The 25,726-nt window shown below is 61.1% G+C and carries 29 protein-coding genes and 3 pseudogenes; 15 read left to right on the top strand and 17 right to left on the bottom strand.

Translation table 11 applies throughout. The features are described from left to right. Nucleotides 1-174 precede the first annotated feature (174 nt). Genes OKW27_RS00635 through OKW27_RS00625 form a run of 3 tightly spaced genes read right to left on the bottom strand, consistent with a single transcriptional unit; the run spans nt 175 to nt 2,820 of the window. On the bottom strand, nt 175-1,542 hold the full coding sequence (locus tag OKW27_RS00635; RefSeq protein WP_429332198.1) for a hypothetical protein: 1,368 nt from the start codon (nt 1,540-1,542) through the stop codon (nt 175-177). Between the two features lie 17 nt (nt 1,543-1,559). Then, on the bottom strand, nt 1,560-1,772 hold the full coding sequence (locus OKW27_RS00630; RefSeq protein WP_429332197.1) for a hypothetical protein: 213 nt from the start codon (nt 1,770-1,772) through the stop codon (nt 1,560-1,562). Then, entirely contained in the window at nt 1,762-2,820 is a 1,059-nt protein-coding gene (locus tag OKW27_RS00625; protein WP_429332196.1) for a DNA-binding protein, read from the bottom strand. Before OKW27_RS00625 ends, OKW27_RS00630 begins: the two co-directional genes overlap by 11 nt. Before the next feature lie 168 nt (nt 2,821-2,988). On the opposite strand from OKW27_RS00625, the pseudogene OKW27_RS00620 reads away from it, so the two are divergent. Next, nucleotides 2,989-3,438: pseudogene (locus OKW27_RS00620) on the top strand (tyrosine-type recombinase/integrase); the annotation flags it as partial. Between the two features lie 39 nt (nt 3,439-3,477). Here the strand turns inward: OKW27_RS00620 and OKW27_RS00615 are convergent. From OKW27_RS00615 to OKW27_RS00585, 7 genes are all read right to left on the bottom strand, one after another. Further along, on the bottom strand, nt 3,478-4,353 hold the full coding sequence (locus OKW27_RS00615; RefSeq protein ID WP_429332195.1) for a tyrosine-type recombinase/integrase: 876 nt from the start codon (nt 4,351-4,353) through the stop codon (nt 3,478-3,480). 331 nt (nt 4,354-4,684) lie between these two features. Further along, nucleotides 4,685-5,182, bottom strand: a complete 498-nt coding sequence (locus OKW27_RS00610) for a hypothetical protein (RefSeq protein WP_429332194.1) — start codon at nt 5,180-5,182, stop codon at nt 4,685-4,687. Nucleotides 5,183-5,185: 3 nt separating this feature from the next. Continuing rightward, nucleotides 5,186-5,533 (bottom strand): nucleotidyltransferase family protein, encoded by a 348-nt coding sequence (locus OKW27_RS00605; protein ID WP_429332193.1) that lies wholly within the window; start codon nt 5,531-5,533, stop codon nt 5,186-5,188. A 569-nt stretch (nt 5,534-6,102) separates the two neighbouring features. Then, on the bottom strand, nt 6,103-6,549 hold the full coding sequence (locus tag OKW27_RS00600; RefSeq protein ID WP_262414930.1) for a GreA/GreB family elongation factor: 447 nt from the start codon (nt 6,547-6,549) through the stop codon (nt 6,103-6,105). 318 nt (nt 6,550-6,867) lie between these two features. Next, nucleotides 6,868-7,299: a hypothetical protein gene (locus OKW27_RS00595; protein ID WP_429332192.1), complete on the bottom strand. Its 432-nt coding sequence runs from the start codon at nt 7,297-7,299 to the stop codon at nt 6,868-6,870. A gap of 301 nt (nt 7,300-7,600) precedes the next feature. Further along, nucleotides 7,601-8,566, bottom strand: coding sequence for a Tim44 domain-containing protein (locus OKW27_RS00590; RefSeq protein ID WP_429332191.1), 966 nt, complete (start codon nt 8,564-8,566; stop codon nt 7,601-7,603). 82 nt (nt 8,567-8,648) lie between these two features. Continuing rightward, a complete protein-coding gene (locus OKW27_RS00585) occupies nt 8,649-9,140 on the bottom strand; it encodes a CBS domain-containing protein (protein WP_429332190.1) in 492 nt (163 codons plus the stop codon). A gap of 147 nt (nt 9,141-9,287) precedes the next feature. Between OKW27_RS00585 and nhaR the strand changes: the two genes are divergently transcribed. Continuing rightward, nucleotides 9,288-10,184, top strand: a complete 897-nt coding sequence (gene nhaR, locus OKW27_RS00580) for a transcriptional activator NhaR (protein ID WP_429332189.1) — start codon at nt 9,288-9,290, stop codon at nt 10,182-10,184. A 674-nt stretch (nt 10,185-10,858) separates the two neighbouring features. Here nhaR and OKW27_RS00575 read toward each other — a convergent pair. The 3 genes and pseudogenes from OKW27_RS00575 to OKW27_RS00565 all read right to left on the bottom strand — a co-directional run. Beyond that, nucleotides 10,859-11,203 (bottom strand): annotated as a pseudogene (locus OKW27_RS00575) (transposase); the annotation flags it as partial. Nucleotides 11,204-11,220: 17 nt separating this feature from the next. Then, nucleotides 11,221-11,538, bottom strand: coding sequence for a zf-TFIIB domain-containing protein (locus tag OKW27_RS00570; protein WP_429332188.1), 318 nt, complete (start codon nt 11,536-11,538; stop codon nt 11,221-11,223). A 98-nt stretch (nt 11,539-11,636) separates the two neighbouring features. Continuing rightward, complete coding sequence (locus OKW27_RS00565; protein ID WP_429332187.1) at nt 11,637-12,467, bottom strand: TerC family protein; 831 nt, start codon at nt 12,465-12,467, stop codon at nt 11,637-11,639. Nucleotides 12,468-12,610: 143 nt separating this feature from the next. Here OKW27_RS00565 and OKW27_RS00560 point away from each other — a divergent pair, with 143 nt between their 5' ends. From OKW27_RS00560 to OKW27_RS00545, 4 genes are all read left to right on the top strand, one after another. Then, a complete protein-coding gene (locus OKW27_RS00560) occupies nt 12,611-13,495 on the top strand; it encodes a LysR family transcriptional regulator (RefSeq protein ID WP_429332186.1) in 885 nt (294 codons plus the stop codon). Nucleotides 13,496-13,617: 122 nt separating this feature from the next. Then, nucleotides 13,618-13,959: an HPF/RaiA family ribosome-associated protein gene (locus OKW27_RS00555; RefSeq protein WP_429332185.1), complete on the top strand. Its 342-nt coding sequence runs from the start codon at nt 13,618-13,620 to the stop codon at nt 13,957-13,959. A 155-nt stretch (nt 13,960-14,114) separates the two neighbouring features. After that, complete coding sequence (htpX, locus tag OKW27_RS00550; protein ID WP_429332184.1) at nt 14,115-14,984, top strand: protease HtpX; 870 nt, start codon at nt 14,115-14,117, stop codon at nt 14,982-14,984. 168 nt (nt 14,985-15,152) lie between these two features. After that, complete coding sequence (locus OKW27_RS00545) at nt 15,153-16,229, top strand: AI-2E family transporter (protein ID WP_429332183.1); 1,077 nt, start codon at nt 15,153-15,155, stop codon at nt 16,227-16,229. Nucleotides 16,230-16,308: 79 nt separating this feature from the next. Here the strand turns inward: OKW27_RS00545 and OKW27_RS00540 are convergent, their stop codons facing one another. Then, nucleotides 16,309-16,746: a GH25 family lysozyme gene (locus tag OKW27_RS00540; RefSeq protein ID WP_429332182.1), complete on the bottom strand. Its 438-nt coding sequence runs from the start codon at nt 16,744-16,746 to the stop codon at nt 16,309-16,311. Between the two features lie 114 nt (nt 16,747-16,860). Between OKW27_RS00540 and OKW27_RS00535 the strand changes: the two genes are divergently transcribed. Then, nucleotides 16,861-17,211, top strand: coding sequence for a hypothetical protein (locus tag OKW27_RS00535; protein ID WP_429332181.1), 351 nt, complete (start codon nt 16,861-16,863; stop codon nt 17,209-17,211). Between the two features lie 125 nt (nt 17,212-17,336). Further along, complete coding sequence (locus OKW27_RS00530; RefSeq protein WP_184070392.1) at nt 17,337-17,690, top strand: BON domain-containing protein; 354 nt, start codon at nt 17,337-17,339, stop codon at nt 17,688-17,690. 35 nt (nt 17,691-17,725) lie between these two features. Here OKW27_RS00530 and OKW27_RS00525 read toward each other — a convergent pair. Beyond that, nucleotides 17,726-17,871 (bottom strand): annotated as a pseudogene (locus OKW27_RS00525) (XdhC family protein); the annotation flags it as partial. A gap of 302 nt (nt 17,872-18,173) precedes the next feature. On the opposite strand from OKW27_RS00525, the gene OKW27_RS00520 reads away from it, so the two are divergent. Then, a complete protein-coding gene (locus OKW27_RS00520) occupies nt 18,174-18,440 on the top strand; it encodes a hypothetical protein (RefSeq protein WP_429332180.1) in 267 nt (88 codons plus the stop codon). A 474-nt stretch (nt 18,441-18,914) separates the two neighbouring features. On the opposite strand, the gene OKW27_RS00515 is transcribed toward OKW27_RS00520, so the two are convergent. Next, nucleotides 18,915-19,769, bottom strand: coding sequence for a hypothetical protein (locus OKW27_RS00515; protein WP_429332179.1), 855 nt, complete (start codon nt 19,767-19,769; stop codon nt 18,915-18,917). Nucleotides 19,770-19,859: 90 nt separating this feature from the next. On the opposite strand from OKW27_RS00515, the gene OKW27_RS00510 reads away from it, so the two are divergent. Both OKW27_RS00510 and OKW27_RS00505 read left to right on the top strand, forming a co-directional pair. Continuing rightward, nucleotides 19,860-20,603: a DUF2971 domain-containing protein gene (locus OKW27_RS00510; RefSeq protein WP_429332178.1), complete on the top strand. Its 744-nt coding sequence runs from the start codon at nt 19,860-19,862 to the stop codon at nt 20,601-20,603. Nucleotides 20,604-21,082: 479 nt separating this feature from the next. Then, nucleotides 21,083-21,781 carry a hypothetical protein gene (locus OKW27_RS00505; protein ID WP_429332177.1) on the top strand — a complete coding sequence of 233 codons (699 nt, stop codon included), beginning with the start codon at nt 21,083-21,085 and terminating at the stop codon, nt 21,779-21,781. Nucleotides 21,782-21,927: 146 nt separating this feature from the next. Here the strand turns inward: OKW27_RS00505 and OKW27_RS00500 are convergent, their stop codons facing one another. After that, on the bottom strand, nt 21,928-22,941 hold the full coding sequence (locus OKW27_RS00500) for a hypothetical protein (protein ID WP_429332176.1): 1,014 nt from the start codon (nt 22,939-22,941) through the stop codon (nt 21,928-21,930). A 304-nt stretch (nt 22,942-23,245) separates the two neighbouring features. On the opposite strand from OKW27_RS00500, the gene OKW27_RS00495 reads away from it, so the two are divergent. From OKW27_RS00495 to OKW27_RS00480, 4 genes are all read left to right on the top strand, one after another. Further along, nucleotides 23,246-24,037, top strand: a complete 792-nt coding sequence (locus OKW27_RS00495) for a GntR family transcriptional regulator (protein ID WP_429332175.1) — start codon at nt 23,246-23,248, stop codon at nt 24,035-24,037. 98 nt (nt 24,038-24,135) lie between these two features. Beyond that, complete coding sequence (locus OKW27_RS00490; RefSeq protein ID WP_429332174.1) at nt 24,136-24,402, top strand: hypothetical protein; 267 nt, start codon at nt 24,136-24,138, stop codon at nt 24,400-24,402. Then, nucleotides 24,399-25,169 carry a cupin domain-containing protein gene (locus OKW27_RS00485; protein ID WP_429332173.1) on the top strand — a complete coding sequence of 257 codons (771 nt, stop codon included), beginning with the start codon at nt 24,399-24,401 and terminating at the stop codon, nt 25,167-25,169. The genes OKW27_RS00490 and OKW27_RS00485 overlap by 4 nt, the downstream gene beginning before the upstream one ends. Further along, on the top strand, nt 25,166-25,714 hold the full coding sequence (locus OKW27_RS00480) for a 2,4'-dihydroxyacetophenone dioxygenase family protein (RefSeq protein WP_184070382.1): 549 nt from the start codon (nt 25,166-25,168) through the stop codon (nt 25,712-25,714). The genes OKW27_RS00485 and OKW27_RS00480 overlap by 4 nt, the downstream gene beginning before the upstream one ends. Nucleotides 25,715-25,726: the final 12 nt, after the last annotated feature.

Raw genomic sequence — 25,726 nt, 5'->3', positions numbered from 1 at the left:
CGCGTTTGGCTGCGATTGGCAGCGGGGAGTTGATGATAGAAGCAGGCTCGGGAGCGGAGCAATCCGGGTCGTCCCGCATATTGGACATATTGAAGCTCTTCCGCGCATGAAATAGCGTCACCCAGCTTCAACGCCGGCTGCCCCGTGCACAGTCGCGAGAGCACCCAACCGGCCTCACCTGATCAACCCGCCGCTCCACCGGTCACGGTCGCTCCAGAACGGACACCGCGGACAGGTTTCGCCGTCCGGATAGTCGATGCCTTCCTCATGCGGGCACCCGATGATGCGATCGACCGCTGCGACCGAACGCGCACCATGCTGTTCAATGAACCGGACGACTGCTTCGGTGATTTCCGGATCGGTTCTCGCATCGGACGTTTCACAGAACCACCGCTCAACAGGATCAGCATCCGCGCCTTCGTACGCGACGATGCCGACGGCAACCTTCGTCGCCCGCCTGTCATCGGGCCCATAAAAGGCCACCGTTGCGACCGGATAGCCGCAGAAGCCCTTGCGGCTTTTTTTCGTGAGCCTGTCCCGGTACCACTGCGCTTTCAATGTCATGTCGCCTCCGTGCCTCCGCCCGACTGGCCAATGCGACCACGGCATCGTCGGTGATTGGCCGCCGATCGCCATACTCACCGGTGCTGCACTTTCCGTGTCGCCATGTACACGTCGAACAGGCCGGCATGCAGGCGACTGAGCGCCTGACGCAGACTTGACGAGTTCGTGCTGGTCGCCGTCATGCTCCCGGCGCAGGATCTCGCCCAGCAGGACCGTGGCCCGCGATGCCGCAACCTCACGTTGCGTCCGGGCGTCACCCAGCCGGCCTGCGAGCGCCGGCTTGACCACCAGCAGCCAGGCCGGCAACCACGCGTAATCGTCGATCTCGCCGGTGCCGGGGAACTCCGCATCGAAGCGCTGGCGTAGCGCGTCGAGCGACGCGTCGCCCAGTCCGGGCAGCAACGCCGCGAACCGTGCGGGCGCCAGCCACGCCAGTCCAGCGAGCTGTGGCCACGCGGCATCCAGACCATCAGCCCGGTAGCGCGCCTCGGTCATCCACGCGAAGGGTGCCGGGATGCGCCACCAGGACTCAATGCCCTCGACCGCTGCACGTGCAGCCGCCCAGTCTCCGGCCAGCAGCCAGAGCGGTGCGGCGTGGCTCTCGGCATGGTTCCCGGCACCGGCGCCGCGAAAGGCCAGGGACGCGGCCCGCTGGGCGAGCGCTCGCCAGCATGGTGCGAGCCACGGCTGGACGCTCTGCGCGGGCAGCACGCGCCGGGCGGCGGGCACCACCCCGTCCTCCAGGTGACGGTGGGCGATGTCCAGCGCCGCATGGTCAGCAAAGGGCGCGGTCGATCCATTCCCGAGTTCGCGGACCAGCACGGTCATCGCGGGCAGCGCACCGTCGTCCGGGTATTCGCCGGCGAACTGCGCCAGTGCCGTTCGCGCGGCCGCCACATCGCGCCGCTGCAACGGCGCCAGCACGTCGTTGCGCAACATCACGTCACGGCTGTCGGCGAAGATGTCGAGCTGCTGCATGGTCTGGGTCATCCCGTTCAGAAGAGCTGATCGTGAAGAGCGGTCAGACTAGCCCATTTCACCGTGCTGCGGAAGGTGCGGCCGTCTTCGTGCACCGACCCGATGATCACGCGCTGGCCGCTCGCTTCGGCGATCACGCGCACGGTCCGCTCGCCATAGCGCATCAGCGCGCCGATCGGCGGACAGACCGGGGCCTTCCGTCTCTTGCGCGGACGGGTTCTATTTTCCATCCCTCTTTCCCCGCTTGCGGTGCACTACGGTCTGGCTGGCTGGCGCGGGCGTGACGCGCGGCGCGCGTGAAGGGCGTGTCGCCACCGGGCGCGCCGGGGTGGAGGCGGACTTCGCGCGGGCTGGGCGGGCGTCGCGTATATCCGCCTGCCGCAGTGCCGCCAGCTGTTCCTGCAGCGTGACGTTCGTGGCCTGCGCGGCATCGAGCCGTCCCTGCAGCACGCCCGCCTGGTGACGCACGTCCCCGAGCTGCGCCTGCAGCGCCTCGACCGCCCGGTGATGGTCCGCCCCGCGACTGTCGGCCCGCTTCACCGCGGCATCGAGGTCCTTCTGCAGCTTCGCGGCCGCACCCCGCTCGCGGTCGATCTCCAGCAGCGCGCGCTTTTCCGATGCTCGCAGGCGCTCTTCGGCGCGTTCCGCGCTCTCGCGCAGTTTCTCGAGATCCCGCGAGAAACCTTCGCGCACCTTGTCCAGTTCACGGTCGCGCACGAGCGCCTCGGCCTTGAGCCGGACGACCTCGGCCTCGCACCCCTGCCGCGCCGCGTGGCCCTCGACCTGCGCCTTTTCCAGTTCGCGCACCTCGACCTGCGCGGCAAGGAGCGCCGCCGTGCGCTGTTCGAGCGCGGTCTCGACGCGACCCAGTTCGTCGCGGGCAGCCACGACCGACCGTTGCGCCTCAACGCGTTGCGCCTCGACCTCGTCGCGCAGCGCGTCGAGCGCGGCTTCGGCAGAGGCGGTTGCGCGGGTCCAGAGCGCCGCGACCAGTTCGCCGGCAGCCGGCCCCAGATCGGCGGGCAGGTCGGGGTGGTCGATGCGCACCCGGCTCTTTTCGCGCAGTTCGGCCCAGAATTCACCGAGCACCTGGGTCGGCGTGCTCATGCTGCCGCGCTTGACCAGCTGGTAAAGCCGGTTCGCGGTCGGCGTGATCCCGAAGCGGAAGAACAGGAGCGCGCAGACCTCGCGGTACAGCTCGCGGGTCTTCGGGAATTCGCCTTTCAGGCGGTCGATTTCAGCCGAGAGGCGGGTTTCGTCAGGCAAGACGTCGGCCATGGAAGCATGCTGGTGTGGAATCTGATAAATAATACAACGTAAACCGCCTCATATCTAACGCATCGACGGCCATATTTTGACATTACGGCGATAATGTTGATATCTTGGGGGCGGATCAGTCCATCATCACGTCACACCCCGACCTCCGCCTCCGCCGCGTCTGCGACCATGAAAACCGCCGTCTCCGCCCCGCGCCCGATCGACGCGCTCGAACTGCCCGCCGGTCTCGATGGCCACCACGGCACGAACCGCGCAACCGGCCACATGCAGGTCGCCGCGGTGACCGATCCCGATGCGATCCGCGCGTGGCTCGCCCGCTTCGTCGATACGAAAACGACGTTCGACAGCTACCGCAAGGAAGCCGAACGGCTGCTGCTGTGGTCCGTCCTGCAGATGGGCAAACCGCTCTCCTCGCTCACGCACGAAGACCTGCTGGTCTACCAGCACTTTCTCGTCGATCCGCAACCCGCGGCACGGTGGACCGCTGATGGCGGACGCAAGCATCCCCGCAACGATCCGCGCTGGCGACCGTTCTACGGCCCCCTGTCGGCATCGAGCCAGCGGCAGGCGATGGTGATCCTCAACGTCATGTTTGCGTGGCTGGTGCAGGCCGGGTATCCGCGACCTCCAGCACGGGGTGCTCCGCGTGCGGCCGGGCTAGCCGGCGGGCAGGCGGTCCAGCGGACTGACCACCTTGCGCAGGAGGTCAGTGGCAACCTGGGTATAGAGCGTGGTGGTCTCTATCTGCCTGTGTCCAAGGAGCACCTGGATCACGCGGATATCCTCCTTCTGTTCCAGCAGGTGCGTGGCAAAGGAATGCCTCAGCGTGTGCATGGATACGCGCTTGTCGATGTTTGCGGTCTCGGCGGCCGCATGGATGGCGCGGGTCAGTTGCCGCGTGCTGAGCGGGTCGATCGGATCGAGGCCCGGAAAGAGCCACCCGCCATCGAGCATGCAGCCCTGGGCACGGGCAACGCGCCACCAGACGCGCAGACGTTCGAGCAGGACCGGCGAGAGCATCGCGTAGCGGTCACGGCGGCCCTTGCCCTGCTCGATGCGCAGGGTCATGCGCTGGCTGTCGATGTCGCTGACCCTGAGGGCGACCACTTCGCTCGCACGCAGCCCGGCGCCATAGGCGACCGACAGCGCGGTCTGATGCTTGAGGTTTCCGGCTGCCGCGATGAGCCGGCGCACCTCCTCGGGGCTGAGCACAACCGGGAGCGTGCGAGGCACGCGTACCGGCTGCATCCGCGCCATCAGCTCAGGCCGGCCGGGCGTGACTTCGAAGAAGAACTTCAGACCGCTGATCGCGGCGTTCAGCGACACCGGCGACGCGCCGTGATCGACCAGATGCAGCTGATAGTCCCGGAGGTCCTCGACAGTGGCGGTATCGGGTAAACGCCCGAGGTATCGGGCGAACTGACGTACGGCACGCAGGTAGGCGGCCTGGGTCTTGGGTGCGAACTTGCGCATGCGCAAGTCCTCAAGCATACGGCGGCGCAGCGGGCTGATGCCCGGATCGGAGGAGGTCATGATGGGGCTCCTGCTGGAGGACGAGGCGGATTGCCTCAACCACCAACATAAGCGCCGGCGCCACTGGCCTCCCATTCGCCGCCAGAGACGGGCCGCAGCCCCCTACCGCGCGAGCGGTTTAGTCCATTCGGCCTGAGCCGTCATTCGAGCATCGGTGCCGGTCAGACGGGTATGGGGCGCTTTCCTGTCAGCCACAGGTCGGTGGTCGTGAATGACTCGTCCCGCGGAAAGCGAACGAGTACTTGCGACCCACAACGGACGGTGAACGCGGTGGAAAGCGGCCGTTCGCGGAGCCGCTGTCACGCTCAGCCAGCACGACTGCACTGGCGACCTATCTGATGTAGCCCCGATACTGAGAGACGCTGACCGACTTGTTATTTAGGTAGGCGGCAAACAAGGTTCCAACCGATACAACGAGGAAACGCTTACTCTTCCTTTCGATGTAGAAGGTATCGGTGCCTCCGGCGGTGCTAACGAATTGGAGAACGATCAAGTTTTCGTTCTCGAAGAGCTTGGACAACTTTTCGTCGAAGCCATCTGGCCAAACAACCGTGGGCTCTGCTGTCGTGATCCCGGTGAAGGTGACTTGACCACCCACCCGTTTGGAAGAACTTGGTGCGTCGGTGACCACACCGATCAAGCTGTTCTGACCTGGCTGGGCCAGTGAGTGCTGCGGCGACGCTCCCGTTATCGCGAGAAGCAGCGGAATTGTGATACGCGCGACCAACGCGCGCATCCTCGTTCGTTGCATGATCTTCGAGATAACGGACATGACCTGGTGTCGTGCGTCACAAATAATGCGGGCTTCGCCGCCATCGCCGTTTATCACGATTCATCCTTCAGCCACATCATCACGTTGATAGACCAATGCGGCACAGCAGCCGATATATGCGACGACGCGTGACGTTGGGTTTGTGAGATCGTAGTCCTGGAGGTGCACCTTATATGGGACGAGCGCTGTCATCTCAGTCTCCCATTCAGTGCGGTGACAGCCCCACGAATCTCGTGCCGTCTCATCGTTGCCGACAGGGTCAATTTCCATGGCGACATCGAGATCGCTGTCGGTCCGCTGGACACCCTTGAGTCGGCTGCCATAAACCCATAGCCGTCGCACGTGCCGGCGCGCTTGCGCCCATCCGCGCAACCGTTTTATGGCGTCGAAGAGGCCGTCGTCGATCATCGTGGATTTCCGTAGCACGTATTGATCGTCTCTCACTGTAAACCATTGCCCGCCCGACGCCTGGAATTACCCATACCGCCCCCTTGCGCCGAACCGAGAGTCCAACGCGCAGCCGACCGACTGCTTTCGTGCGCCACTGTCGACCGACCGGTCATGGCCGAAACCCGCCCGATGCTCAACGCGAGCATCTCGGCCTTCCCCGTGGCCTCCTGCGGCGGTTCGCCTTGGCGTATGAAAGCGAGGCGGAACTGCGGATAAGTGAATCCTTTCGGCCACTGGGCCGTGATGGCAACAGAAGTGATGCCGGACACTCATTCTTCGGTGCATCTCGGCGTTTTGAGTGGACAATCTTGTGATTGACCGCCGTAAAGACGGTGATGCCACCACCCAGCATGCACACCACCGCTAACGTCAGCGAGAAAAATGACAGCAGCTTGAGGACAGTCATGCTAGCGCCCCCTTGACCCTTGACCAACCGAATCAAACGGAATTGAATGGGCGACGGGGCCGACTGAGGGGCGCTCGCTAGCGACGCTATGCAGTTTCTTCGGTGCCTCCTCCCGATATCATCAGCCTGATAAGCGACGACTCTCCGGTTGCAGGAGGATCTTCCTGATGACGTAATGAACCGGCACGCCGCTCGGCGGAAGGCACATGATGACTTGTCCGCAACGCGCACCCAACAGTGCGATGCCCGTCGGCGAGAGAACGGACAGTCGCCCACGCTGATAGTCGGCCTCGCGCGGGTAAACCAGCGTCCATTCATGCGTCTCAGTGCCGTCGGTGGTCGTACATTCGACCGTTGTATTCATCGTGACGACGTCCGGTGGTATCTCGGCGGAATCGACAAACAAGGCTGTCGCTTCCATGGCGTCCAGGAGGGCGCGCTGCGTCGGTGACACCCTCGGCAGGTGCGCACATTCCCGGAGTCGTTCCATGTCGGATTCGGACACGACCGGCTGGCCTTCCATGCGGCCGGTTATGGCCGTGATCGAAATGTTTTTGGCAGACAACATGTGTGCCTCCGGCTGGAAAACAGGTTACAGATATCCGCGCAATCGCGGTCATTCCATACGTCGAGCCACGAACCGTCCAAGAAAATGAGCCGATCGATGGTTCCCAAATGTTGGATATCGAGCAACGCGCTCCGGTTGACGAACGCACCGGGTCGATCGTCAGGAAAGACGACCTGCATCAGGGGAGCGAAGCGCCGGGTTATCTCGGTGAAGCTCGCCTCACTAGACGGTTCCGTCACGTCAAGCCAGTAGACAAGCGCCGCCGTAGGACTTCCTGCCTTCCGAGCAATAAAACGGAGTGTTTTTTCGCCTGACGATTCATTCATGATCCCCTGCCCGGTTAGTACGTTCCTCTTTCAAAAGCAGTTCGGCGCTGCTTGCCGGGCTTGCCGATACGACGCGCTGTAGGGCGACTTTCGTAAGCCGGTGGTCGACCCATATCCGTCCCCATCGGATCGCGTACCGCAAGGCCTGCGCTGGGTCGTAGAAATAATCCAGCGCGTGGAAGCAGCGCTGTGTCGGGCAGCCCGGCCCTTCGATCACAAGATGGGCCGCGTGCAACGCACTCTCCACGGGTTCTGCTCGGGCCGTCAAACGGTAGCCCTGATGTTCAGCCTGATAGCTCACAGAGCCGATGCGCCTGCTTTGCGAAACGTTCCACTGCGAGGCCAAATTCTGGCCACTGATTGTGACGGAGCGTTCCTGCCTGACCGTCGGCGTCTCATTCAGACGTTTTGTTTGCGTTCTCATGGCTTCTCGATCCTTCGAAGACGATCCGATTCCGCCGCTGTTCGGTCGCGCGGCTAAAGACCTGCGCACAGGCAGCGCAACGGATCTCGAGTTTGTTCGGCACGCGGGCGGACGCCCATCACGCAAGTCGTGATGGAGTAGCCGACTATCGCCTGATGCGCCCAGCGTTTGCCACTCCGCAAGTGGCGCTCGACTTTCTCACGCACGGTCGCTGGCGAAAGGTTGGTCTCAGGTAGTTCCGCGGCGCGCGCCACCCTAACGAGTAACCGGCAGCAGGCCGCTGCCGGTTTCAACTACGCTCTCATCCGTCAATTTGCTGAATGCCGGCCAGTCGCCACGCCTGGTTGCCACGCGCGTCGCTGACCATGTTCCAGACTTCCTGGAACGGCTGGGCAGTCGGCGCATCGTCTTCCCGCATTTGACCGTAAAAGCGAACGCTAACCAGCGTTTCATCCGCATTGCGTTCTGTGCCAAGCACTTCCGCGTCAAGTTGCGTGACTTCCGTATGACTCACCTGGCGACCCCGCGCTTCGAGGTCCCGCTTGATTTGCGCGAACATCTCCGGCGTCGTCAATTCGAACAGGTCACCCTGCTCGTTCCGGTCCCATGCGCCTTGAAGGCGCATGAACAAGGTCTTTGCCGATACAAGAAACGCCGCCTGATCTTGCTCGAGTGGTAGTCCCGTTGTCCTCTCCGTGTCCGCTGCTCCCGTCGAACCCATCGCCGCGTTCGGCCTGCCCCGCAAGTTCGCTTCAGGCCGCGCTTGCGGGAACTGATTCAGAAACCGTGAGCCGTTCGTTTGCTGGCGGTTCACGGGACCGTGTCCATAGGCAAGATCCGGACGACGCCGGTTGGCGATAAAGCGGAATAGCATCACGCCGGCGAAAATCACCGCCCCGATCAGCAACGCATTCGACAGCATCTGCGCCAGCCCTTCGCCCAGGCCAAACGACGACAGTAATGCGGCAATCCCAAGGCCCGCAGCGAGACCCGCCAGCGGGCCCATCCAGCGGTTACCCGCTGCCGCAGCAGGCGCCTGCGCGGCCTGTTGTGCCGGCTGTGCCTGTTGGCTTCGCTGCGCTTGTCCAGACGGCGACGCCGTCTGCGACTGCCGCCCGATGCTTTGACTCCCGCCTACGCGCTTCGCCTCGGCGTCGTTCGACGCCACGGCGCCCAGCGCCAGCAGTCCCGCCAGACCGAGCGCGGCCGTCCCGCGCGTGACTGCACCGGCAGCACGTCGTAATTCGTTGATGATTTGCGTGTACATAAAAACCTCTTTCGATGAGTCGCGAAACTGCCCGCAACGCGCTCCATTTGCGCGCGCAAATACATTACGAACAGTAATATTTTTAGCTACGCAAGCTCGCCGCTGGTTGTGCCTTCGATCCATCAAAAGCGGCGTGAAAACCGTTGCCGTGGATGTAGTGCTCCAGTTGCCGGATGGTGTGTTCCTGCTCGGAAATCAGGTTCTTGATCAGGTCGCCGATCGACACCATTCCTGTCACCTGCCCTGCGCTGATCACAGGCAGATGGCGAATCTGATGTTCTGTCATGATCGCCATGCACTCGTCCGTCGTCTGCTCCGGACTGACATAACGCACCGCCGTCGACATGATGTCGCGCACAGGCGTATTCGTTGACGAGCGTTCCATCAGAACGATCTTCCGGGCGTAATCGCGCTCCGTCACGATGCCGGCTATGCGCCCGTCGTGCGCGGCGATGAGCGCTCCAACCTCCCTGTGAGCCATGATCGATATCGCGTCGTAAACCGAAGCGGATGCCTCGATCGACCACACTGTCCGGGAAGCTTTCGCACGCAGCAATTCTGCAACCGATGCCATATGTCACCTCTGTCAACTGTCATGAAACGCCCGCCGACGCTTCGGGGCGAGGTTTCAATCTAACTGAGCTCATGCCAACATAAAATTCGTATTTTTATTGTTGATACTTCGAGAAAAACGTATCTTTCCGTAATCGGTGGAGGGTTCGTGAATTTCAAGCATCTCTATTACTTCTGGGTCGCGGCTCGCGCGGGCGGCATCGTGCGCGCGGGCGAGCAGTTGCACATCACGCCGCAAACGCTCAGTGGCCAGATCAAGCTTCTCGAAGAGGCGCTGGATAAGAAGCTGTTCAGGAAAACCGGCCGCACGCTCGAACTGACCGATGCCGGGCGCCTCGCGCTCGATTACGCCGACGAGATATTTTCGTTAGGTTCGGAACTCGAAAGCGCTGTGCGGCGCGAAAGCGAAGCCGGTGCGCAAACGCGGTTTCGCGTCGGGATCGCGGATTCGGTCCCCAAGGCGATTGCGTACCGGCTGCTGGAACCCGCGCTGAGCGCGTCGGCGTCGCTGCGCATGATCTGTCACGAAGGCAAACTGCACGCGCTGCTCGCGCAACTGGCCGTGCACCGCCTCGATCTGATCATCGCGGACGCCCCCATTCCCGTCGACGTCAACATCAAGGCGTTCAATCACCGCCTCGGACGTTCGACGCTAAGCTGCTTCGGAACCCAGGCGTTGATTCAAAGCAGCAAAAAACGCTTCCCGATGTCGCTCGACAAGCTGCCTGTGCTACTGCCCGGCACGGAATCCGCCGTGCGGCGCAAGCTGGATCACTGGCTCGCCTCGCACGCCATTTCGCCGCGCATCGTCGGCGAGTTCGACGACGGAGCGATGACCATGGCATTCGGCCGCGAAGGCCGCGGCCTGCTGTTCGCGCCAACCGTGCTCGAAAGCCAGTTGCAGACAGAGCACAACCTGACGATAGTCGGGCAGATCAATTCGATCGTCGAGGAATTTTTTGCAATCTCTATCGAGCGCCACATCAGCCACCCGGCTGTCGCGATGATCATGGACGCGGCGCGTAGCGAACTGTTCAACGTTTAGGCGGGGTCGTTTCTGAGTAGGATGACCTCGCGATGCCGGCAACACCCTGGTTTGAGCGCGCTTGCGGCCCCTTACGTAGCAGGAACGCGGCGATCACCTCGAAGGTCTCGATGCGAACGCACGCGTGTTCAATTCGATGATGACAATAGCTACTATCGCTATTCCATTAGAGCGATGAACAGATTGCTAATGTCCGCGAGAAGCACGCATGCGTTTTATATCGAGTCGACGTCCATACGCGATCTATCCAAAGTTTGCGGCCGACGGCTCGCCTGATCAAACGGCCGGGCAGATGAAGGCTATGGCCGTTCCGATGTGAAGGGTACGCCTCTCGCGATTGATACCCTGCATCTTGCGATGCTTCGTTACGTTGTCAGAGTCGCTCTTTATTGAGACTCCTAGACGCGCCCGGTGACACGGGCGGTTCCCTCATGTTGAAGCGGGAACAGCTCCTGCAAGCAACTTCGTGTCGCAGTCACCACCTTCCATCCGCTGGCGGCTAGCCAGCCTCATCTGTTGCGCGTTGCGCCGGAATTTCTTTTCGGGAGCACGCCCCATCTCAAGAATCGGTTACGTGAGTAACCCGGGCACCCCACGGGCATGTTCACTTCAAACCGCCCAGACATCGGGTCCCGCGCTTTCCATGGTGATGTTGTCGGAACGCCTTTGCGGATCGCTGACTTCAGCTGCGCCCCCTCGGGTATCACCCCGTCCTTCAGATAGCGCCACAACGCAATTGCGAGACGCCGCGCCACCGCGACGATGGCGATACGTCGGGCGCGGCGATTCAGTGGGACGCCCTGCGTTCGCTGGAAGAACCACCGTGTCAGCACACTGTCGGGCTGGTACCGCAGCCAGGACCACACCATCTCGAGGAGCAGGGCACGCACCCGTCGATTGCCCTGCTTGCTGATGCCCTGATCTGTGCGGCTCCCGCCACTGTCGTATGGCTGTGGTACGAGGCCAACGCACGTACCGACTTCACGCCGGTTGTGGAATGCCCGCCAGAACAGTTCGAGCGCAGGATGCATCCAGGTCAGTCAAAGTCGAACATATCGAACAGTGACTTCTTCTTGCGGCGCGGATCGTAGTGCTTGCGCTGATCGCCGTGGTAAGAATCGTTGCGCCGTCCCCACTGCTGGTCATGGTGGCCGTCGCGGTCGCCGTAGCGCGCGTCGCGCTCGACCTGATTGCTTCTGTTGTCCGGTTCGGGCGTGCCCTGCATCTGGGTCAGCAGCTTGTCCAGCTCGCCGCGATCGAGCCATACGCCACGGCATGTCGGGCAATAGTCGATCTCGATGTTCTGACGCTCGGTCATCAGCAGATCGGGGGTCTTGCAAACGGGGCACTTCATTGCGTTGCTCCTTTCTTAACGTTCAACCTTTGTGCTGCCGGTCGGGGCGGCGTTCAACCGCCCCGATACTTCTGTCAGTCCGCTTCAGTCCGCTTCGTTCAGTTCGAGAAAGCCGAACCGCTGGTCTGCGTCTCTTCAGACCTTGCTTCGGAGCCAGCTTCACGCTTCGCTTCCAAAACTGCCGCCTCGTGCTCGCGCTTGTCCTTTCTGCGCCGCGCCATCATGTTCATGCCTTCGACGAAGCCTGCGAACGCCATGGCCGTGTAGATGTAGCCCTTCGGCACGTGCGAACCAAAACCTTCGGCAATCAGCGTCATCGCGATCACCAGCAGGAAGCTCAGCGCAAGCGTGACGACGGTCGGATTGCGCTCGATGAACTTCGACAGCGGGCGAGCCGCGAACAACATCGCCGTGACAGCAGCGATCACTGCAATGAACATGATGGGCAGGTGATCCGTCATGCCGACCGCGGTGAGGATGCTGTCGACGGAAAACACGACGTCGAGCAGCAGGATCTGGCCGATGGCAGCCGTCACCGTCAGGCCGCCGACGCCCATCGCAGGAGTCGTGTGCGCCTCGGCGTCACGGCTCACGAGATGGTGCATTTCACGCGTGGCCTTCCACACAAGGAACAGACCGCCCGCGAGCAGGATCAGGTCGCGCCACGAAAACGCGTGATCGAACACGGAAAACACAGGGACGGTGAGACGCGCGATCCATGCGACGGTGCCCAGCAGGCCGAGCCGCATCAGCAGCGCCAGCATGATGCCGATACGCTGCGTGCGCGCGCGTTGCGCTTCGGGGAGCTTGTTGCTCAGAATCGAAATGAAGATCAGGTTGTCGATGCCAAGCACGATCTCCATCACGACGAGCGTCACGAGTGCAGCCCATGCAGCGGGATCGGCGGCCAGGGTCAGTAAGGATTCCATTTGCGTGCGTCGTTCTCCGGTTGAGAAGAAAACGGCTGATTACTGGGTCACAGCCTGTGGAAAGCATGATCGCCTGGCGCCGTATTCGAAAAAACCAGTGATAATCTGACAGTTGGTTCGGTTTTTTCGAAGTGAGGCCACACATGCTCAACTACCGGCACTTGCACTATTTCTGGGTCGTCGTGAAGGAAGGCGGGTTTGCGCGCGCCGCCGAACGGCTCGACATGGCGGTGCAAACCATCAGCGCGCAGGTGCGCGAACTGGAAAAATCCCTCGGACATCAACTGCTGAAGCCCGCCGGACGCGGCGTCGCGATGACGGAAGCGGGACAGGCGGCGTATGCGCGAGCGGAGGAAATCTTCCAGATCGGGCGCGCGTTGCACGACGAAGTGCGCGAAGCGGCCAGCGGGACCGTCGCGCGCTTCGCGGTCGGCTTGACGGATGGCATTTCGAAGCTGGCCGTCCATGCCATTCTTGCGGGCGTGCTGGACACGCCTTCGCTACGGCTGCTCTGCCACGAAGGCGAAGCGGAAGACCTGCTGGCGGAACTGGCGCATCACCATCTGGATCTCGTGCTGTCCAGCCAGCCCGCGCCGCACAACTCGAATCTGCGTCTATCCAGCGAGCGCCTGATCGCTTCGCCGATCGACTGGTACGGGCCGGCCGCCGTGGTGCGAAAAACGCATGTCGATCATTTTCCGCAATGCCTCGCGTCGCTGCCGGTGCTGCTGCCGACGGGGCACTCGTCGCTGCGTTCGCGCCTCGACCGCTGGTTCGAAGCGGAAGGCATCCGGCCACGCGTCGCGGGCGAGTTCGAGGACAGCGCGTTGATGGCGCTGTTCGCGTCGCGCGGCATGGGCGTGTTTCCGCTCGCGGCGTTCGGCGCCGAGCGCAACGATCCCATGCATCGCGGCTTGCGCTGGCTCGGCCGCTCGCCGGAAGTGAAGGAGGAAATACACGCAATCGTGTCGCGGCGCGGGCGGCATCATCCTTTGACGCAAAAGGTGCTGAGTGCGGCGCATGCGTGAGCGCGTTCGTGATCACGAAAAAGAAGGTTCGGTTTTTCCGAAGCTGCATTTCCGTTATTTCTGCTTTTTCCTCGACGCCTCCTCACCGTACTCTTGAGCCGTACCCACGAAGGAGGTGTCTCATGCAAGTCCTGTTCAAGTCCCGCGACCGTGAAGCCGTCCGTCTGTGCAGCTTCGCGCGCCAACGCATCCGGTTCGTGTTTCGCCGCATGGACTGGCTGATTTCGAAGGCGACCGTCAGCATGTCGGACATCAACGGCCCGCGCGGCGGACTCGACAAACGCTGCCAGGTGCAGGTGCAGACGCCCGATGCGACGCCTGTCGTCGTGACGTCGATCGCAAGAGACTGGCGCGGCGCACTCGATCTCGCGCTGGCCCGCGCGGCGCACTCGATCATCCGCAGGCAGCAGGCGCGCATTGCGACTCGGGGTCCCCGTGATTTTGATGCCGCTTACGGGCGATGAACAAGGTACGCGCGAATTCCTATGAAGACAGATAGCAAACGTCTTGTGCTGAAATAGAAACATTACATAAACCTTTCGGTTATCCGGTGTCAAAGGAGAGTTGAGGGTTCTATGTCACCGCAGTCATTCAGCCAGTTTCCACAGGAGACTTGTGAATGAAAAGAATTTTGCTGTTCCTCGCCACCAACCTCGCGGTAGTGCTGGTGCTTTCGTTAGTAACGAATGTATTGGGCGTCGGCCGCTTCCTGACCGGGAGCGGGCTCGACTTCAATGCGCTGTTCGTGTTCTCGCTGGTGATCGGCTTCGCCGGTTCCATCATTTCGCTGCTTATCTCCAAACCGATGGCGAAATGGGCAACCGGGGCGCGTGTGATCGATTCGCCGCGCGATTCGACTGAGCAATGGCTGATCGACACTGTACGGGAGCTCGCGCAGCGTGCTCGCATTCGTATGCCGGAAGTCGCAATTTTTGAAGGCGCGCCGAACGCGTTCGCCACAGGGGCTTTCAAGCATTCAGCCCTAGTGGCTGTCTCCACGGGATTGCTGCAATCGTTGAACACGGAGGAAGTGGAGGCTGTCCTTGCCCATGAGATTTCGCACGTGAGCAACGGCGACATGGTCACCTTGACGCTCATTCAGGGCGTGGTGAATACCTTCGTGATTTTCTTGGCCCGTGTGGTCGGGTACTTCGTGGACAAGACCTTGTTTCGTACCGAACGCGGTGTCGGTCCCGGGTTCTACATTACCGTTATTGTTTGCGAGATGATTTTCGGCATTCTCGCTTCGGTGATCGTCGCGTACTTCTCGCGCCGGCGCGAGTTCCGCGCTGATGCGGGCTCTGCGCAACTGCTGGCTTCTCCGCGACCGATGATCAATGCGCTGGCCCGCCTGGGTGGACTTGCACCCGGCGAACTTCCGCAATCCTTCAAGGCATCCGGCATTACCGACAAGCCGGGATGGCTCGGGCTCTTCTCCACGCACCCACCGATCGACAGGCGCATTGCCGTGCTGCAAAGCAGCGGGTAGTCAGTAAAGCAGGGCTGCGCGCGGCATTCCAACATGCGACGTCGACGTTTAGACAAGGAGTGCTCAGGCGCGGGCCGGTATGGGGCTTCCTGTAACGACCAGGTGCCACGGCGCGCGGAAGCACCGGCGCGCCCGCAAATTCTCAGCGTATCTAAAGGGAAGGCGTTCATGGACGAGAGCTATCAGATGTCCCCGGTCAAGCGCATCATCCTTGCATTTCTTCTTGGCGGGCTCGTAGTGCTGAGCTACGTAGTGCTGCACCTGTTCCTGGTGCCAGTGGCCTGGGCCACCATCTTTGCCTACGTGACCTGGCCCGCTTATCGCCACTTGCGCTCGCTTATGCGCGGGAACGCCACCGGCAGCGCGATGCTGATGACGGTCATTCTCTCGGTGGCGTTCATTCTGCCGTCAATCTGGCTGATCGTGCTGCTGCGTGACGAACTGACCGCGGCCTACCAGACCGTCGCCAGCTACCTCGCCAATGGGCCGCACAAACTGCCGGAATTGATTGCGCGCGTCCCGTGGCTCGGGCTGTGGCTGCAGGATCTACTGAACCAGGTATCGGCCGATCCGATGGCTTTGCGCGCGCAAATCGCTGAGTGGGGCCGGCAGTGGACCGGGGAGGTCGGCCAGTTAGTCGGCGGCGTGGGTCGCAATGCGACGAAATTGGGCTTTGCCTTGCTGACGCTGTTTTTTATGTACCGGGACGGCGAAAGCGCGTTGGATCAAGTGCGCCGCATACTACGGCGTTTTCTGGGCGATCGCCTGGACGCCTATCTCGCTTCTATCGGCGGAACGACCAAGGCGGTCGTCTACGGGCTCGTGCTGACGGCACTGGCGCAGGGCGCGCTTGCCGGCTTGGGTTACTGGGTGGCCGGGATGCAGGCGCCGGTGTTGCTGGCTGCGTTTACGGTGCTGATCGCGTTGATACCCTTTGGCACGCCGTTCCTATGGGGATCGATCGGTGTATGGCTCCTCGTCACAGGAAAAACGATAGCCGGGGTCGGTCTTTTACTCTGGGGCGCACTGGTCGTTAGCTGGGTGGACAACCTGATTCGTCCGCTCGTGATCAGCAGCGCTACCCGGATACCGTTTCTTCTGGTCGTGTTCGGTGTGCTGGGCGGGCTTGCGGCCTTCGGCCTGGTAGGACTGTTTGTAGGTCCCGTCATCCTGGCGGTCCTGATGGCAGTGTGGCGTGGGTGGCTGGAGGAACAGGCAACCGTGGGCACTGGAACACAAGGCTAGCCCAACGCACTGCTGAAGTGATCAACTGCTTGCTGCAGCCACTCACGGCTTGGGCACCGCGGCTAAAGCGGCATCAAAATCACGGAGACGCTGGATCATCCCGCGGACGCGTGAGGAAGGTGGCGAGATCCACTCCGCTGGGAAGCAGGACCACGTCCCTATCGACGAGCGTCTGGATGCCCGGCACTCCCGGCTGGACCGCGTTCTGCCAGATTGAGAACGTCGGCCAGCCGCCCGGGATGATGGGTGCGATCCCACGCGGCTCGAACCCTCCGTCCACGCGCTTTGTCCCATAATTGGCGATCCACAGGTGCTGCTTCGTGAACAGGCTCGCGTTCGCCATGCCGTGCGTCCAGAATGACGGGTACGTGTAAATGATCGGCGCCTTCCCGCTACCTTCCTCCACGATCGACAGGAAGAACTGCAGCGACGCGACCGCCTGGTCCACGCTCACGTTATTTGGCAAGAGCTCAACGTCGACCATTGGCGGCAGATCCCCCAGGTCAGCTCGGGTCACATCGGAGATCGGTTTCCGCTATATTTTCGAGAACACTCAGCTTTCCCTTACATTCACAATCGGTTTGGAACGGCGTCGCAGTTGATCGTTAAACTACGACTTTAGCAGTTCATCGTGCTGCTGTTTCTCGATACCGAGTACACCGGCTTCGGGCAACGGACTCCCCGGCTGATCAGCCTGGGGATTGTTGCCGAAGACGCTAGCCGCGAGTTTTATATTGAGTTCTCGGACACGTGGCAAATCGAAGATTGCTCAGACTTCGTCAAAAGGGAAGTTCTGCCATTGCTTGAGGGAGCGCCCCTTACGTTCGAACAAGGTCGCGTTCGCCTGCGGGAATGGTTTTTCAATGCTCCGCGTGCGGTCCGGATAGCGAGCGACTCGAGCACAGACTTTCGGTTCCTTCGGCTCTGCGGTGAAGCCTCGCCAGCGATACTGCGGCTGCTCATTCGCGAACTCGCCCGATGATCGGCCTGCCAGCGGCCGCGCGTCTGGATACGGACTTTCCCTGAATCGTGCAAGCAGCTTTGTTAGAAGCGGAATGTTGGCTATCTTTGACTCACCATTTGCCAGGCCGAACGAGAGAGGCAATCATGAAAGCATGGAACGTCGTGAATCTGCTCGTCGTCGTGGGATGCGTGACGTTGACGTCGAACGTCTACGCGCAAGCCAGCAACGCTATGCCGATGGGCTCGAGTCCGGCTGCAAGTTCAGGCAAGGCGACGCCAGCGGACAAGAAGCTGGCTCGGGATGTACGCAAGGCGTTGTCGAAAGCGCCCAACTTCAACGTGTCGAACGTATTCGTCAAGGCGCGCGGCGGTGTCGTGACATTATCCGGCAGCGTGTCGGACGGTCCTCAGATCCAGCAGGCCGCGGAAGTGGCGAAGGGCGTGCCGGGTGTAACGTCGGTGAGTAACCATCTGACGCTCTATACGAAAGGGTATTGACCCTTCGAGGCGGCGCCGGGAAGTACTGGCCGTTTTCAGCCGTGAATATTGCAGGAGGAGCCGACGCTTCGTGAAATTTCACGCGCTCCCTTAGCGCCTTCGATTTGCAATAGCGTTGGCAACGTTACGCCGTTCTTCGCCGCTGTCACTCGGCAAGAATCGACACGAGCATTTCAGGCGGGGCCGATCTACACTCAAGTCGCGCCAGAGCACAGATTCATGTTCCAGACACGGCTCCGGCGCTTCTGTGAGGGGCTCAGCACCGCTGGTCGCGATTGGCGGTACCCCACCCTGATGCGACATTCGAAGCCCCACTTTAGGTGACTGGTACGCAGTCAGAAGACGCCACCCCGCCGGGCAGCCTTCGACAACCAGCCGAAGCCGCCTGTCATCAGTGCGGCGTGATGTCGCCTAGCATCCGGCCATGAGGACACGTTGTGGGACAATCCAGTGCGGCAACCACCAGTCTGGAGGGCGAACGTCATGGATTCGTCATACATCAAACTGACAACCCCAATTGTCGACAGCCGGTCAGCGCTGTGGTTCTCCGCGTATGACTTCGGCTGGGGATACTGCGCCTTCGAACTCAGACCGGAGGTTGTTTGCGAATACCTCGGAGCGGCAGACGACAGCCAGAAGCAGTTGCTGCTCGCGTTTCAGTTGGGAAAGCAAAAGTTAGTGGGAGTTGCGGAACGCAAAACACCTCCATCGAGTGGAGAGCGCATCGAGATTACTGGCCAGGATCTTTAAGCCGCGCTGCAGCAGTGCACACGACCGGCCGGTTCGGTCTAAGCACCCGTCATTCGCGCATGAAGTCGGACTGACCGGACCTGGCCGACCTCTGCCTGACGCGATCGGCGGCACGCGACCCGAAGCTGCCGTCCGGACTCGGGCGACCGCAACGACCGCTTTCAAGCATGCAACGGCAGTTCGTCCGCCGGGTTGGTTTCCGCCTTATCGGGCGGTAAAGTCGTGCACGACGGCTGTCGCCCGGCAGCCCGGCTTGCCCTGCTGCGTCCCGCTGCAACGACGAGCCGCCTGTCGCGCTCGTTGGCCGAGATGAGGGCTGTGTAAAGGGCGTTCTTTCTCTGGGGGCAGACCAAAACGAAGCGACGAGCGTACACGCCCCGCAAGGCAGCGCCGTTTTTTTACCGCGCATGACAACCGACCGGCAGGCGCGACGCGTCCGAAAGGACGCAGACAGGACTCGCTGTCAAGGGGCTGCTATTCTTCGGCTGCTTTCAACTTGATGTTGACGGTCGCCTGCGCCGACTCGTCTTTGATCTTCGTAACTTGAGCTTGAATGGCATGCGCACGCTCCACGCTCGAAGCGTCAGCGTCAACCCCGGTCAACATCTTCCGGAGTTCCACTAGCAATGCCTTTTGCAGTTCATCGACCAACGCCGGGTACCCAGCAGCACCATGCTGGTCAATATGGTCTGCCCGACTAGGCAACGCAAGCTTGGCAAGTTGGGCTACTCCCGCGTGATTGAGCAATTCTCTCGGATCAACACCCTTCGCCAGCATATGGAGTTGCGAAAGAGAGATCGTCAGTATTGCCTGGTAGGCTTGATAGAGACTCCAGACGACTTCGGACACGAAAGGCTCTGCTTTGGCGGCATCAGGCACAGCATACTTCTCAACGTCTCCGACCATCTTGGCCATGATTTCCACAGCACTTCTTAGTCTATTGTCGTGGCCTACCTGTTCTGCGAGCGCGTCCATTTTCATAATCGCGATGTATTGGACGGCTCCCTTCGCGCCTGAGAGCGTCGAGACGGCTGACCAGATCTGTTCGGTCGCGGAAACTCGCCTCTTGTAGAGTTCCAACTGCGTACTCGCTATGCCGGAGATTGCGCTGCTCTTTAGGGAGGCGATATCTGCCTCTCGTTGCCGGATTACTGCCTTGAAAGACTCTTCGCTGATCCGCTGCTCACTGCGCACGGCTTCTATCTTTTGGTCGAACTCGTGCTGAACGGCACTCTTGAGGCGTGTGATGATGAGGTTGCGCCCGAGCCAAAGGGCGGCTGCAAACAGGGCGGTGGGCATCAAACCCGGTAACAAGTCCGTGATCTGCATGTCGAATGGATCTATTGTTGACGTTCCATTCTAACTGGCATACCCGTCTGCCAGATACTGATGCTGGCAATACCTCACCGTCAGGACCGCATGATGAATGATTCCGCTAGTTTCACGGGGCACAAGTTCAGGCAGCTAGACGAAAATTTCTGGAAGAGTTTGGAAAGCAGTTCTTTTTACTTTCCTGATCCAGTGAGGCTCAATGACCCTGCCGACTGTCAAATCGACCTCGTGAAAGCGTTTCAATTGGCGCGGGCAGGTCAGAGCGCAACCCATGCGGCAAAAGCGGAAGAATTGTTTCTGCGGTTTGCTAATAAGGTCGTGGAACATGCAAAGACGTGTGGCGTTTATAGCCTTAGCTGCGGCTCCATCGCCGGCGACGACGAGCGTCTCCTTTGGGCGCATTACGCTGCAAACCACACCGGCGTATGTTTGACCTTTAAAATTCCGTACGACTTTGTATCTGACAATATGGTTGGCGTTGCGCCAGTTGAATATTCAACCGACTCTCTGTTTGGTGCCCTTCGAGGAATTGATTTGTCGAAAAAACCAGATTTTGAACAGGACATAAAGCCGATATTGACCGCGTACCTTACGACGAAGGCGCCTGAATGGGAGTACGAGCACGAAGCTCGATTCATTTCCTTTCACTCTGGCTTGCAAGAACTTGATCGCACTTGGTTAAAACAAATCTGCTTTGGATTGCGCACGTCCGCCGCTGATCGGGAGCGAGTGACGCAGTTGGCCGAAAACTACCCCGACTGTAATTTGGTGGAAGCGGTGAAATCGGATGACGACCTCTTCCGCCTCACGCTGCGAGAAGTGGCTCGATAGCGTCGTACGACATGTACGCGACCCAACGACGATTGACCCGGCTGCTGCGGATTGCGATAGCAGAAACCGAAGCCCTACCGACGCCGACAAGCGCCCCTTTCGGCCGGTGACATACGCAGTCGCCCATGCCGAGAGGAGCTATGTTGGACGCGATGCCAATGCTGACGCGCGGGCCGCCGACGAAGCAAGGATGAAGCAAGGCTTAAGCCCTCAAGCTGAATGGCTGCTTCCTCGGCTGTAACCGACGCCTGAATGTCCTGGCCGGGATGGAGATGTATGACGCTTCGTGGCCGAACGCGGGCCGGCGGCGAACGCACCAGATCGACCCCGAGCGGTCGTTCGAACCGAGACCATTTGGACGGCCGCCGTTGATCGTCAAGCAGCCAGTTGTGATCGATGTTGTGAACCCCCCAGTGGGGCGGCAGGCGACACCGGTACGGGCTAGACTGACTCCAGCCTTGATAATCGGAGCGTCTAATATGACAGACCGTAAGCCGTGGACGTACGGAAAGGGAATCAAAGGCCGTGCGTACCTTGAAAGCGATCAGCCGTTCGACGATGTCGCACACGAGATTCGCGATGCGCTGGAGCATGCGCCGCTGTGCGCCGTTTGCTTCCAATTGGAGCAAGCGCGAGATAACCCGGAACTCGTTAAGAAAAACTGCAAGCGCGGCTCATGGCATATCCAGCTCGATGTCGGCCTTCTCGATATCTTCTTCAATGGCAAGATGGGAATTCGTGCACAATATTATAAGAGTCCAGAACACGGACATTTCAAGAACCGACTTCTCCTCGATTTAATTAAAAATCGCCTCGTTACGTTTGCTTCTAAAAAAGATCCCACCGTAGATACGTCGATGGTCAAGCTTTCACTGAACGCTGAATCCGCGAAGGTTTGGATCTCCGAAAGAAACCTTCTCGGTCAATGGATTATCGGTTGTCCCGCACCTGATCTGGTTGAAGATGAGATACAGAACGACTGGCTTGACGTTGCGCGCAAGGTGCAGTGCGGGGAACTTGGACCTGCGCAATGGGGTGCGCTACATGGTGTACGGGCGCCTCTTGCCGACCAGTTAGAGATAAAAGGCGCTTGGGTAACCGAGCTTGGTCGCTATGAATACGTGCCCGAAGAAAAGCGCGGCCGCGACCAACAGTTACATTTGTTCGGATTCACCTGATCCGTGTCCGGGCGGCGGCCGGGAGCGGCGTGCTCGTCACGTCGAACACCCGGCGTCCGCAGGTCTTTCGAACCTGATACCGGTTGTAGGTAACACCTCCATGCACCGGTGACAGACAGGACGATGTCCGGCGCAAGAAATCTTTGTCAGCGGTTCGCGCACCGAGGGCCTTCATGCCAACGTTCATGATCGCCCTTAGTTATTTTGAGGATCCGGTTATTGTAATAATCGGAAACGTAGAGCGACTTATCCGGACCGAAGACAAAGCCGGTGCCAGATGGGGGGCCGATACTGAAGCCGGATCCAATGATTGCGGCCTGACCACGCTTGGTGTAGGTAAGCAGTTGAGTGCCATTCAATACGTAGAGCGCCTTTCCGAACTCCCTTTCGGCAGGACCGAAGGCGAGATAGGTATTGAATCCGGCCAAGCCGGTCGCAAACGCATTGTCCGCCACGCTCCCGTCGGCGTTGTAAATCCGGATCGTCCCGTCGGCGATCGACAGGAAGATCCGGTTGTCGTCGGCGATTGCGATACTGTTGGGCCGGTTCGGGGTGGAAAACAATACAGTGGGAGAGCCACCATTGCTCACAAGGACCCGCGGGAAGTCGTCGGAAAACACCAGGCGTCCTCGTTGATCGAACTTCATATCATCGACGTCTGCAAAACCGGAGTTAAATATCACCGCGGAAGTTTGGTCCCTGAAGATAGCGGCCAGAATGCCACCGCCTCCGACGAGCACGGAATTGCGCACGCCGCTTATCCGTCCGGAAGCGTCGAACAGCACTGCATCCGGGTCAACTTGGGGCGGGCCAAACTCAGACACCGATCCGCCGCAGGGCTCAACCTTGTGAATCCGGTTGTTGCTTCCTCCCTGCCGACCCACATAGAGCGCCCCGTCCGGCGCGAATGACAATTTCATCGGTTCGGGGACATTCGCATAAACCGAAACGTGGAAGCCAGCGCTGAGGGTCGGCAAGTTCGCTGCGGAATCCGCTGTTTGGGCCTGTCCCGACTCGGACGAGGTGACGCTGGTCTGGCCGCTCCTGACCTGATCATTGGCGCCGCTCAGATTGGCGGTATCGTTGGTCTGGGCTGCATATGCGCCGCCCGCGAAGCCGAACAGGACAGATGCGAGCATGGAAGGTAGAAGGTTGCGCATGATAACCCTCATATAATGAGGCGAGAAGCGAGACATGCATCGCGCTCGTTGAGGCCAGCGTCCTCCGGAATACACCGTTCGTTGGGGGACCGCTGTCGGCGGTGAACCCGCCGTTCGCACGTCCGCCGGCAAGTGCTGACCATGTCTGTTGATGGCCGAAAGTCGCCCAAAAGCACGACTGGTGCATGAGCAGCAAGGAAAGTTGTTTGGGTGTGCCAGAAACGCGAGCGACTGCTCGCGCATCGCTGACATATAATTCGAAAGTTGGTTAATTAGGATTTATATGATGGCGGATGAGCGACACATGGAGACCGCGTGGCCGGAGCTGCCAGCCGAGCGCGGCGTTGCGCAATATCACCGGCTGGCGTCCCTGCTGCGGCACCGAATTGCGAAGGGCGAGTACCCGCTCGGCACGCAGCTGCCGCCGATCACGCAACTCGCGGACGACCTGAGCGTCGCCGTCATCACCGTTCGGCAAGCATACGAGCTGCTTTCCAAGGAAGGGCTTATCCGCAGCCAGCGGGGCGTCGGGACCCACGTTGCAGCGCTGCCCGCCGTCACGGGCGACCTCGAACAGGTGATCAACAACCCCTTCGCCGCACCGCAGGCGCTTGCCTTCGAGATACTCGAAGTCCGGCGCCGCACCCTTGTGCCACAAGAACTGCTCGGACCGGATGGCCGGGCGGCCGACGAATACGTCTGTGTCCGCAAGCTGCACTCCTATTCCGGCGAGCCGTTCTGCTACGCCGAAATCTATGTGCCGACGCCGGTTTTCGAATCGCTGCCCAAGGACATCGCCATGCAGCGGAAACTGCTCGCCGCGGTGCTCGACAAACTTGGCGCGCGCTGCAAACGCTTGCGACAACGCGTGACCGTGATACCCGCCGATTTTCCTCTGTGCGATATGCTGAAGATCCCGTTTGCCTCGCCCGTCGCGAAGATGTCGCGACGCCTGGTTGACGGCAAAGGCAACGTGCTCTACGCCGGTGCGACCTGGTATCGGGGCGACCGCTACGTTTCCGAGATTGACTTCCCCGCGTCCGCCATGAAAACCGTGCCGGGGATCACCGAGCCCCAGCGGCGGGCTGTCGGGTAAGCCCGCACTTGACGCCACTTTACGCAGGCCTAAACTACTAACATTAGTCATTTAAGTTTAAGTCTCCGAAGTTGAGTCCTCACTGGAGCTCGATGCGCATGCGGAACCTTCTCGTCCTCCTGGCTGCCCCCGTACCCGCGCTGCATGCGATGGCGGCGGCCCCTTATCCGGCCCAGCCCATCAAGATCATCGTTCCCTTTCCGGTCGGAAGCGGAACGGACGCCGGGGCGCGCCTGCCCGACCAATCGCTGCCCGCCGGCAAGGGCCAGCCCGTCATCGTGGAAAACCATTCCAATGCCTCCGGCTTCATGGCAGCGCAGGCCGCCACCCCGGCGATCAAGACCGCATGGAGCCAGCCCGAATGAAGCCCGTACCTACCGTGGTCAGGGCGGCCGATCTTGCCGCCTATGCGCCGGCCAACCACACCGGCACCTCCAACGTGCGCGTGATCGGCCCCGAGACTGTCGGCGCGACGGCGCTCGAAGTGCTGGTCGGCACGATCGTGAAATCGCACGGCGCGCGGCCGCACGCGCATCCGCACCTGGAGCAATGCGCCTACATGATCGAGGGAACCGGCGAGTCGGGGGCGGAAGGCCGCGTGGAAGCGATGGAGCCCGGGACCTGGGCCTACGTGCCGGCCGGCGTGTTCCATTCGTTTCGCGTGACCAGCGACCAGCCCGGGCGTGTGCTGGTCGTCTATACGCCGCCGTATGGCGAGAACCCGGCGCACACGATCACGGAACCCGACGGCGCCGCCGCCGCGCCCGCTCACGCCAAGGTGCGCGTGCTTGCCGCCGGCGACGCCGCCACCGGCACGGTTCCCCTCATCGACCGCGAGACCGCTGGCGCGCGCTGGGTCGACATTGCGGCGCTGCGCATGCCTGCCGGCAGCGCATCGGTCTGCACCACGGAGCCTGACGCCGAGCAGGTTCTCTACGTCGAACACGGACGGATCGACGCACGTGTCGATGGGCAGCACTTCGGTCTCGCCCCGGGCGACTTCCTGTTTCTTCCGCGCGGGGCTGCCGCCTCCCTGCGCTGTTTGCCGGAGCAGCCTGCGTCCGGCTTCCTTATCAAGGGGCGGCTTCCATCGACTGCTTTAAATCCAGTAACAACGGGAGACAATTCATGAACGCAAGAATGCTCGCGCAGCCCACCACGTCCACCGGCGCCCCGCTGCCGCTGCCCGCTCTGCCACAGGACAAGCTCCTGACCGTCAACATCGAGCAGATCCCGCTGATCAGGGATGTCTTTCCGGGCATCCACATCAAGCCGCTGCGCCTGGACCTGGAGCGCGGCGAGTGGGTCTTCATGGCCATCCTTGAACCCGGTTGCTCCCTGCCGATTCACTACCACACCGGTACGGCGCAGGTGTGGACGATCCAGGGCTGCTGGGCGTATCGCGAGTACCCCGAGCAGCGGCAGACGGCAGGCTCCTACCTGTACGAGCCCGGCGGCTCGGTGCACACCTTCTACACCCCCGAGGACAACACCGAGGACACCATCACCATCGCCTGGATCGAAGGCGCGCAGGTCAGCTTCAACGAGGACGGGACGTTCCACTCGCTCAATGACGCGGTTTCGATCCGGTACGCGATCGAGGCCCTCGCGGCAGCGCGCGACATCGGACCGGTGCCCTACATCCGCGGCAACGGCGCCGACGTAGCCGGTTCCTGACCGGAAAGAGGA

The organism is Paraburkholderia sp. 35.1, assembly GCF_050436525.1.
Taxonomy (GTDB): Bacteria; Pseudomonadota; Gammaproteobacteria; order Burkholderiales; family Burkholderiaceae; genus Paraburkholderia; species Paraburkholderia tuberum.
This window is presented reverse-complemented; position numbering and strand designations above follow the sequence as displayed.

Bases quoted from the DNA above. Each gene is read 5' to 3' on its own strand.
- htpX (WP_429332184.1), top strand. From the start codon at position 14,115: ATGAAAAGAATTTTGCTGTTCCTCGCCACCAACCTCGCGGTAGTGCTG.
- OKW27_RS00520 (WP_429332180.1), top strand. From the start codon at position 18,174: ATGGATTCGTCATACATCAAACTGACAACCCCAATTGTCGACAGCCGG.
- OKW27_RS00560 (WP_429332186.1), top strand. From the start codon at position 12,611: ATGCTCAACTACCGGCACTTGCACTATTTCTGGGTCGTCGTGAAGGAA.
- OKW27_RS00595 (WP_429332192.1), bottom strand. From the start codon at position 7,299: ATGAGAACGCAAACAAAACGTCTGAATGAGACGCCGACGGTCAGGCAG.
- OKW27_RS00615 (WP_429332195.1), bottom strand. From the start codon at position 4,353: ATGACCTCCTCCGATCCGGGCATCAGCCCGCTGCGCCGCCGTATGCTT.
- OKW27_RS00600 (WP_262414930.1), bottom strand. From the start codon at position 6,549: ATGTTGTCTGCCAAAAACATTTCGATCACGGCCATAACCGGCCGCATG.
- OKW27_RS00630 (WP_429332197.1), bottom strand. From the start codon at position 1,772: ATGGAAAATAGAACCCGTCCGCGCAAGAGACGGAAGGCCCCGGTCTGT.
- OKW27_RS00605 (WP_429332193.1), bottom strand. From the start codon at position 5,533: ATGATCGACGACGGCCTCTTCGACGCCATAAAACGGTTGCGCGGATGG.
- OKW27_RS00590 (WP_429332191.1), bottom strand. From the start codon at position 8,566: ATGTACACGCAAATCATCAACGAATTACGACGTGCTGCCGGTGCAGTC.
- OKW27_RS00545 (WP_429332183.1), top strand. From the start codon at position 15,153: ATGGACGAGAGCTATCAGATGTCCCCGGTCAAGCGCATCATCCTTGCA.
- OKW27_RS00500 (WP_429332176.1), bottom strand. From the start codon at position 22,941: ATGCGCAACCTTCTACCTTCCATGCTCGCATCTGTCCTGTTCGGCTTC.
- OKW27_RS00555 (WP_429332185.1), top strand. From the start codon at position 13,618: ATGCAAGTCCTGTTCAAGTCCCGCGACCGTGAAGCCGTCCGTCTGTGC.
- OKW27_RS00570 (WP_429332188.1), bottom strand. From the start codon at position 11,538: ATGAAGTGCCCCGTTTGCAAGACCCCCGATCTGCTGATGACCGAGCGT.
- OKW27_RS00585 (WP_429332190.1), bottom strand. From the start codon at position 9,140: ATGGCATCGGTTGCAGAATTGCTGCGTGCGAAAGCTTCCCGGACAGTG.
- OKW27_RS00515 (WP_429332179.1), bottom strand. From the start codon at position 19,769: ATGCAGATCACGGACTTGTTACCGGGTTTGATGCCCACCGCCCTGTTT.
- OKW27_RS00510 (WP_429332178.1), top strand. From the start codon at position 19,860: ATGATGAATGATTCCGCTAGTTTCACGGGGCACAAGTTCAGGCAGCTA.
- OKW27_RS00485 (WP_429332173.1), top strand. From the start codon at position 24,399: ATGAAGCCCGTACCTACCGTGGTCAGGGCGGCCGATCTTGCCGCCTAT.
- OKW27_RS00495 (WP_429332175.1), top strand. From the start codon at position 23,246: ATGGAGACCGCGTGGCCGGAGCTGCCAGCCGAGCGCGGCGTTGCGCAA.
- OKW27_RS00625 (WP_429332196.1), bottom strand. From the start codon at position 2,820: ATGGCCGACGTCTTGCCTGACGAAACCCGCCTCTCGGCTGAAATCGAC.
- OKW27_RS00505 (WP_429332177.1), top strand. From the start codon at position 21,083: ATGACAGACCGTAAGCCGTGGACGTACGGAAAGGGAATCAAAGGCCGT.
- OKW27_RS00530 (WP_184070392.1), top strand. From the start codon at position 17,337: ATGAAAGCATGGAACGTCGTGAATCTGCTCGTCGTCGTGGGATGCGTG.
- OKW27_RS00565 (WP_429332187.1), bottom strand. From the start codon at position 12,467: ATGGAATCCTTACTGACCCTGGCCGCCGATCCCGCTGCATGGGCTGCA.
- OKW27_RS00490 (WP_429332174.1), top strand. From the start codon at position 24,136: ATGCGGAACCTTCTCGTCCTCCTGGCTGCCCCCGTACCCGCGCTGCAT.
- OKW27_RS00635 (WP_429332198.1), bottom strand. From the start codon at position 1,542: ATGCAGCAGCTCGACATCTTCGCCGACAGCCGTGACGTGATGTTGCGC.
- OKW27_RS00480 (WP_184070382.1), top strand. From the start codon at position 25,166: ATGAACGCAAGAATGCTCGCGCAGCCCACCACGTCCACCGGCGCCCCG.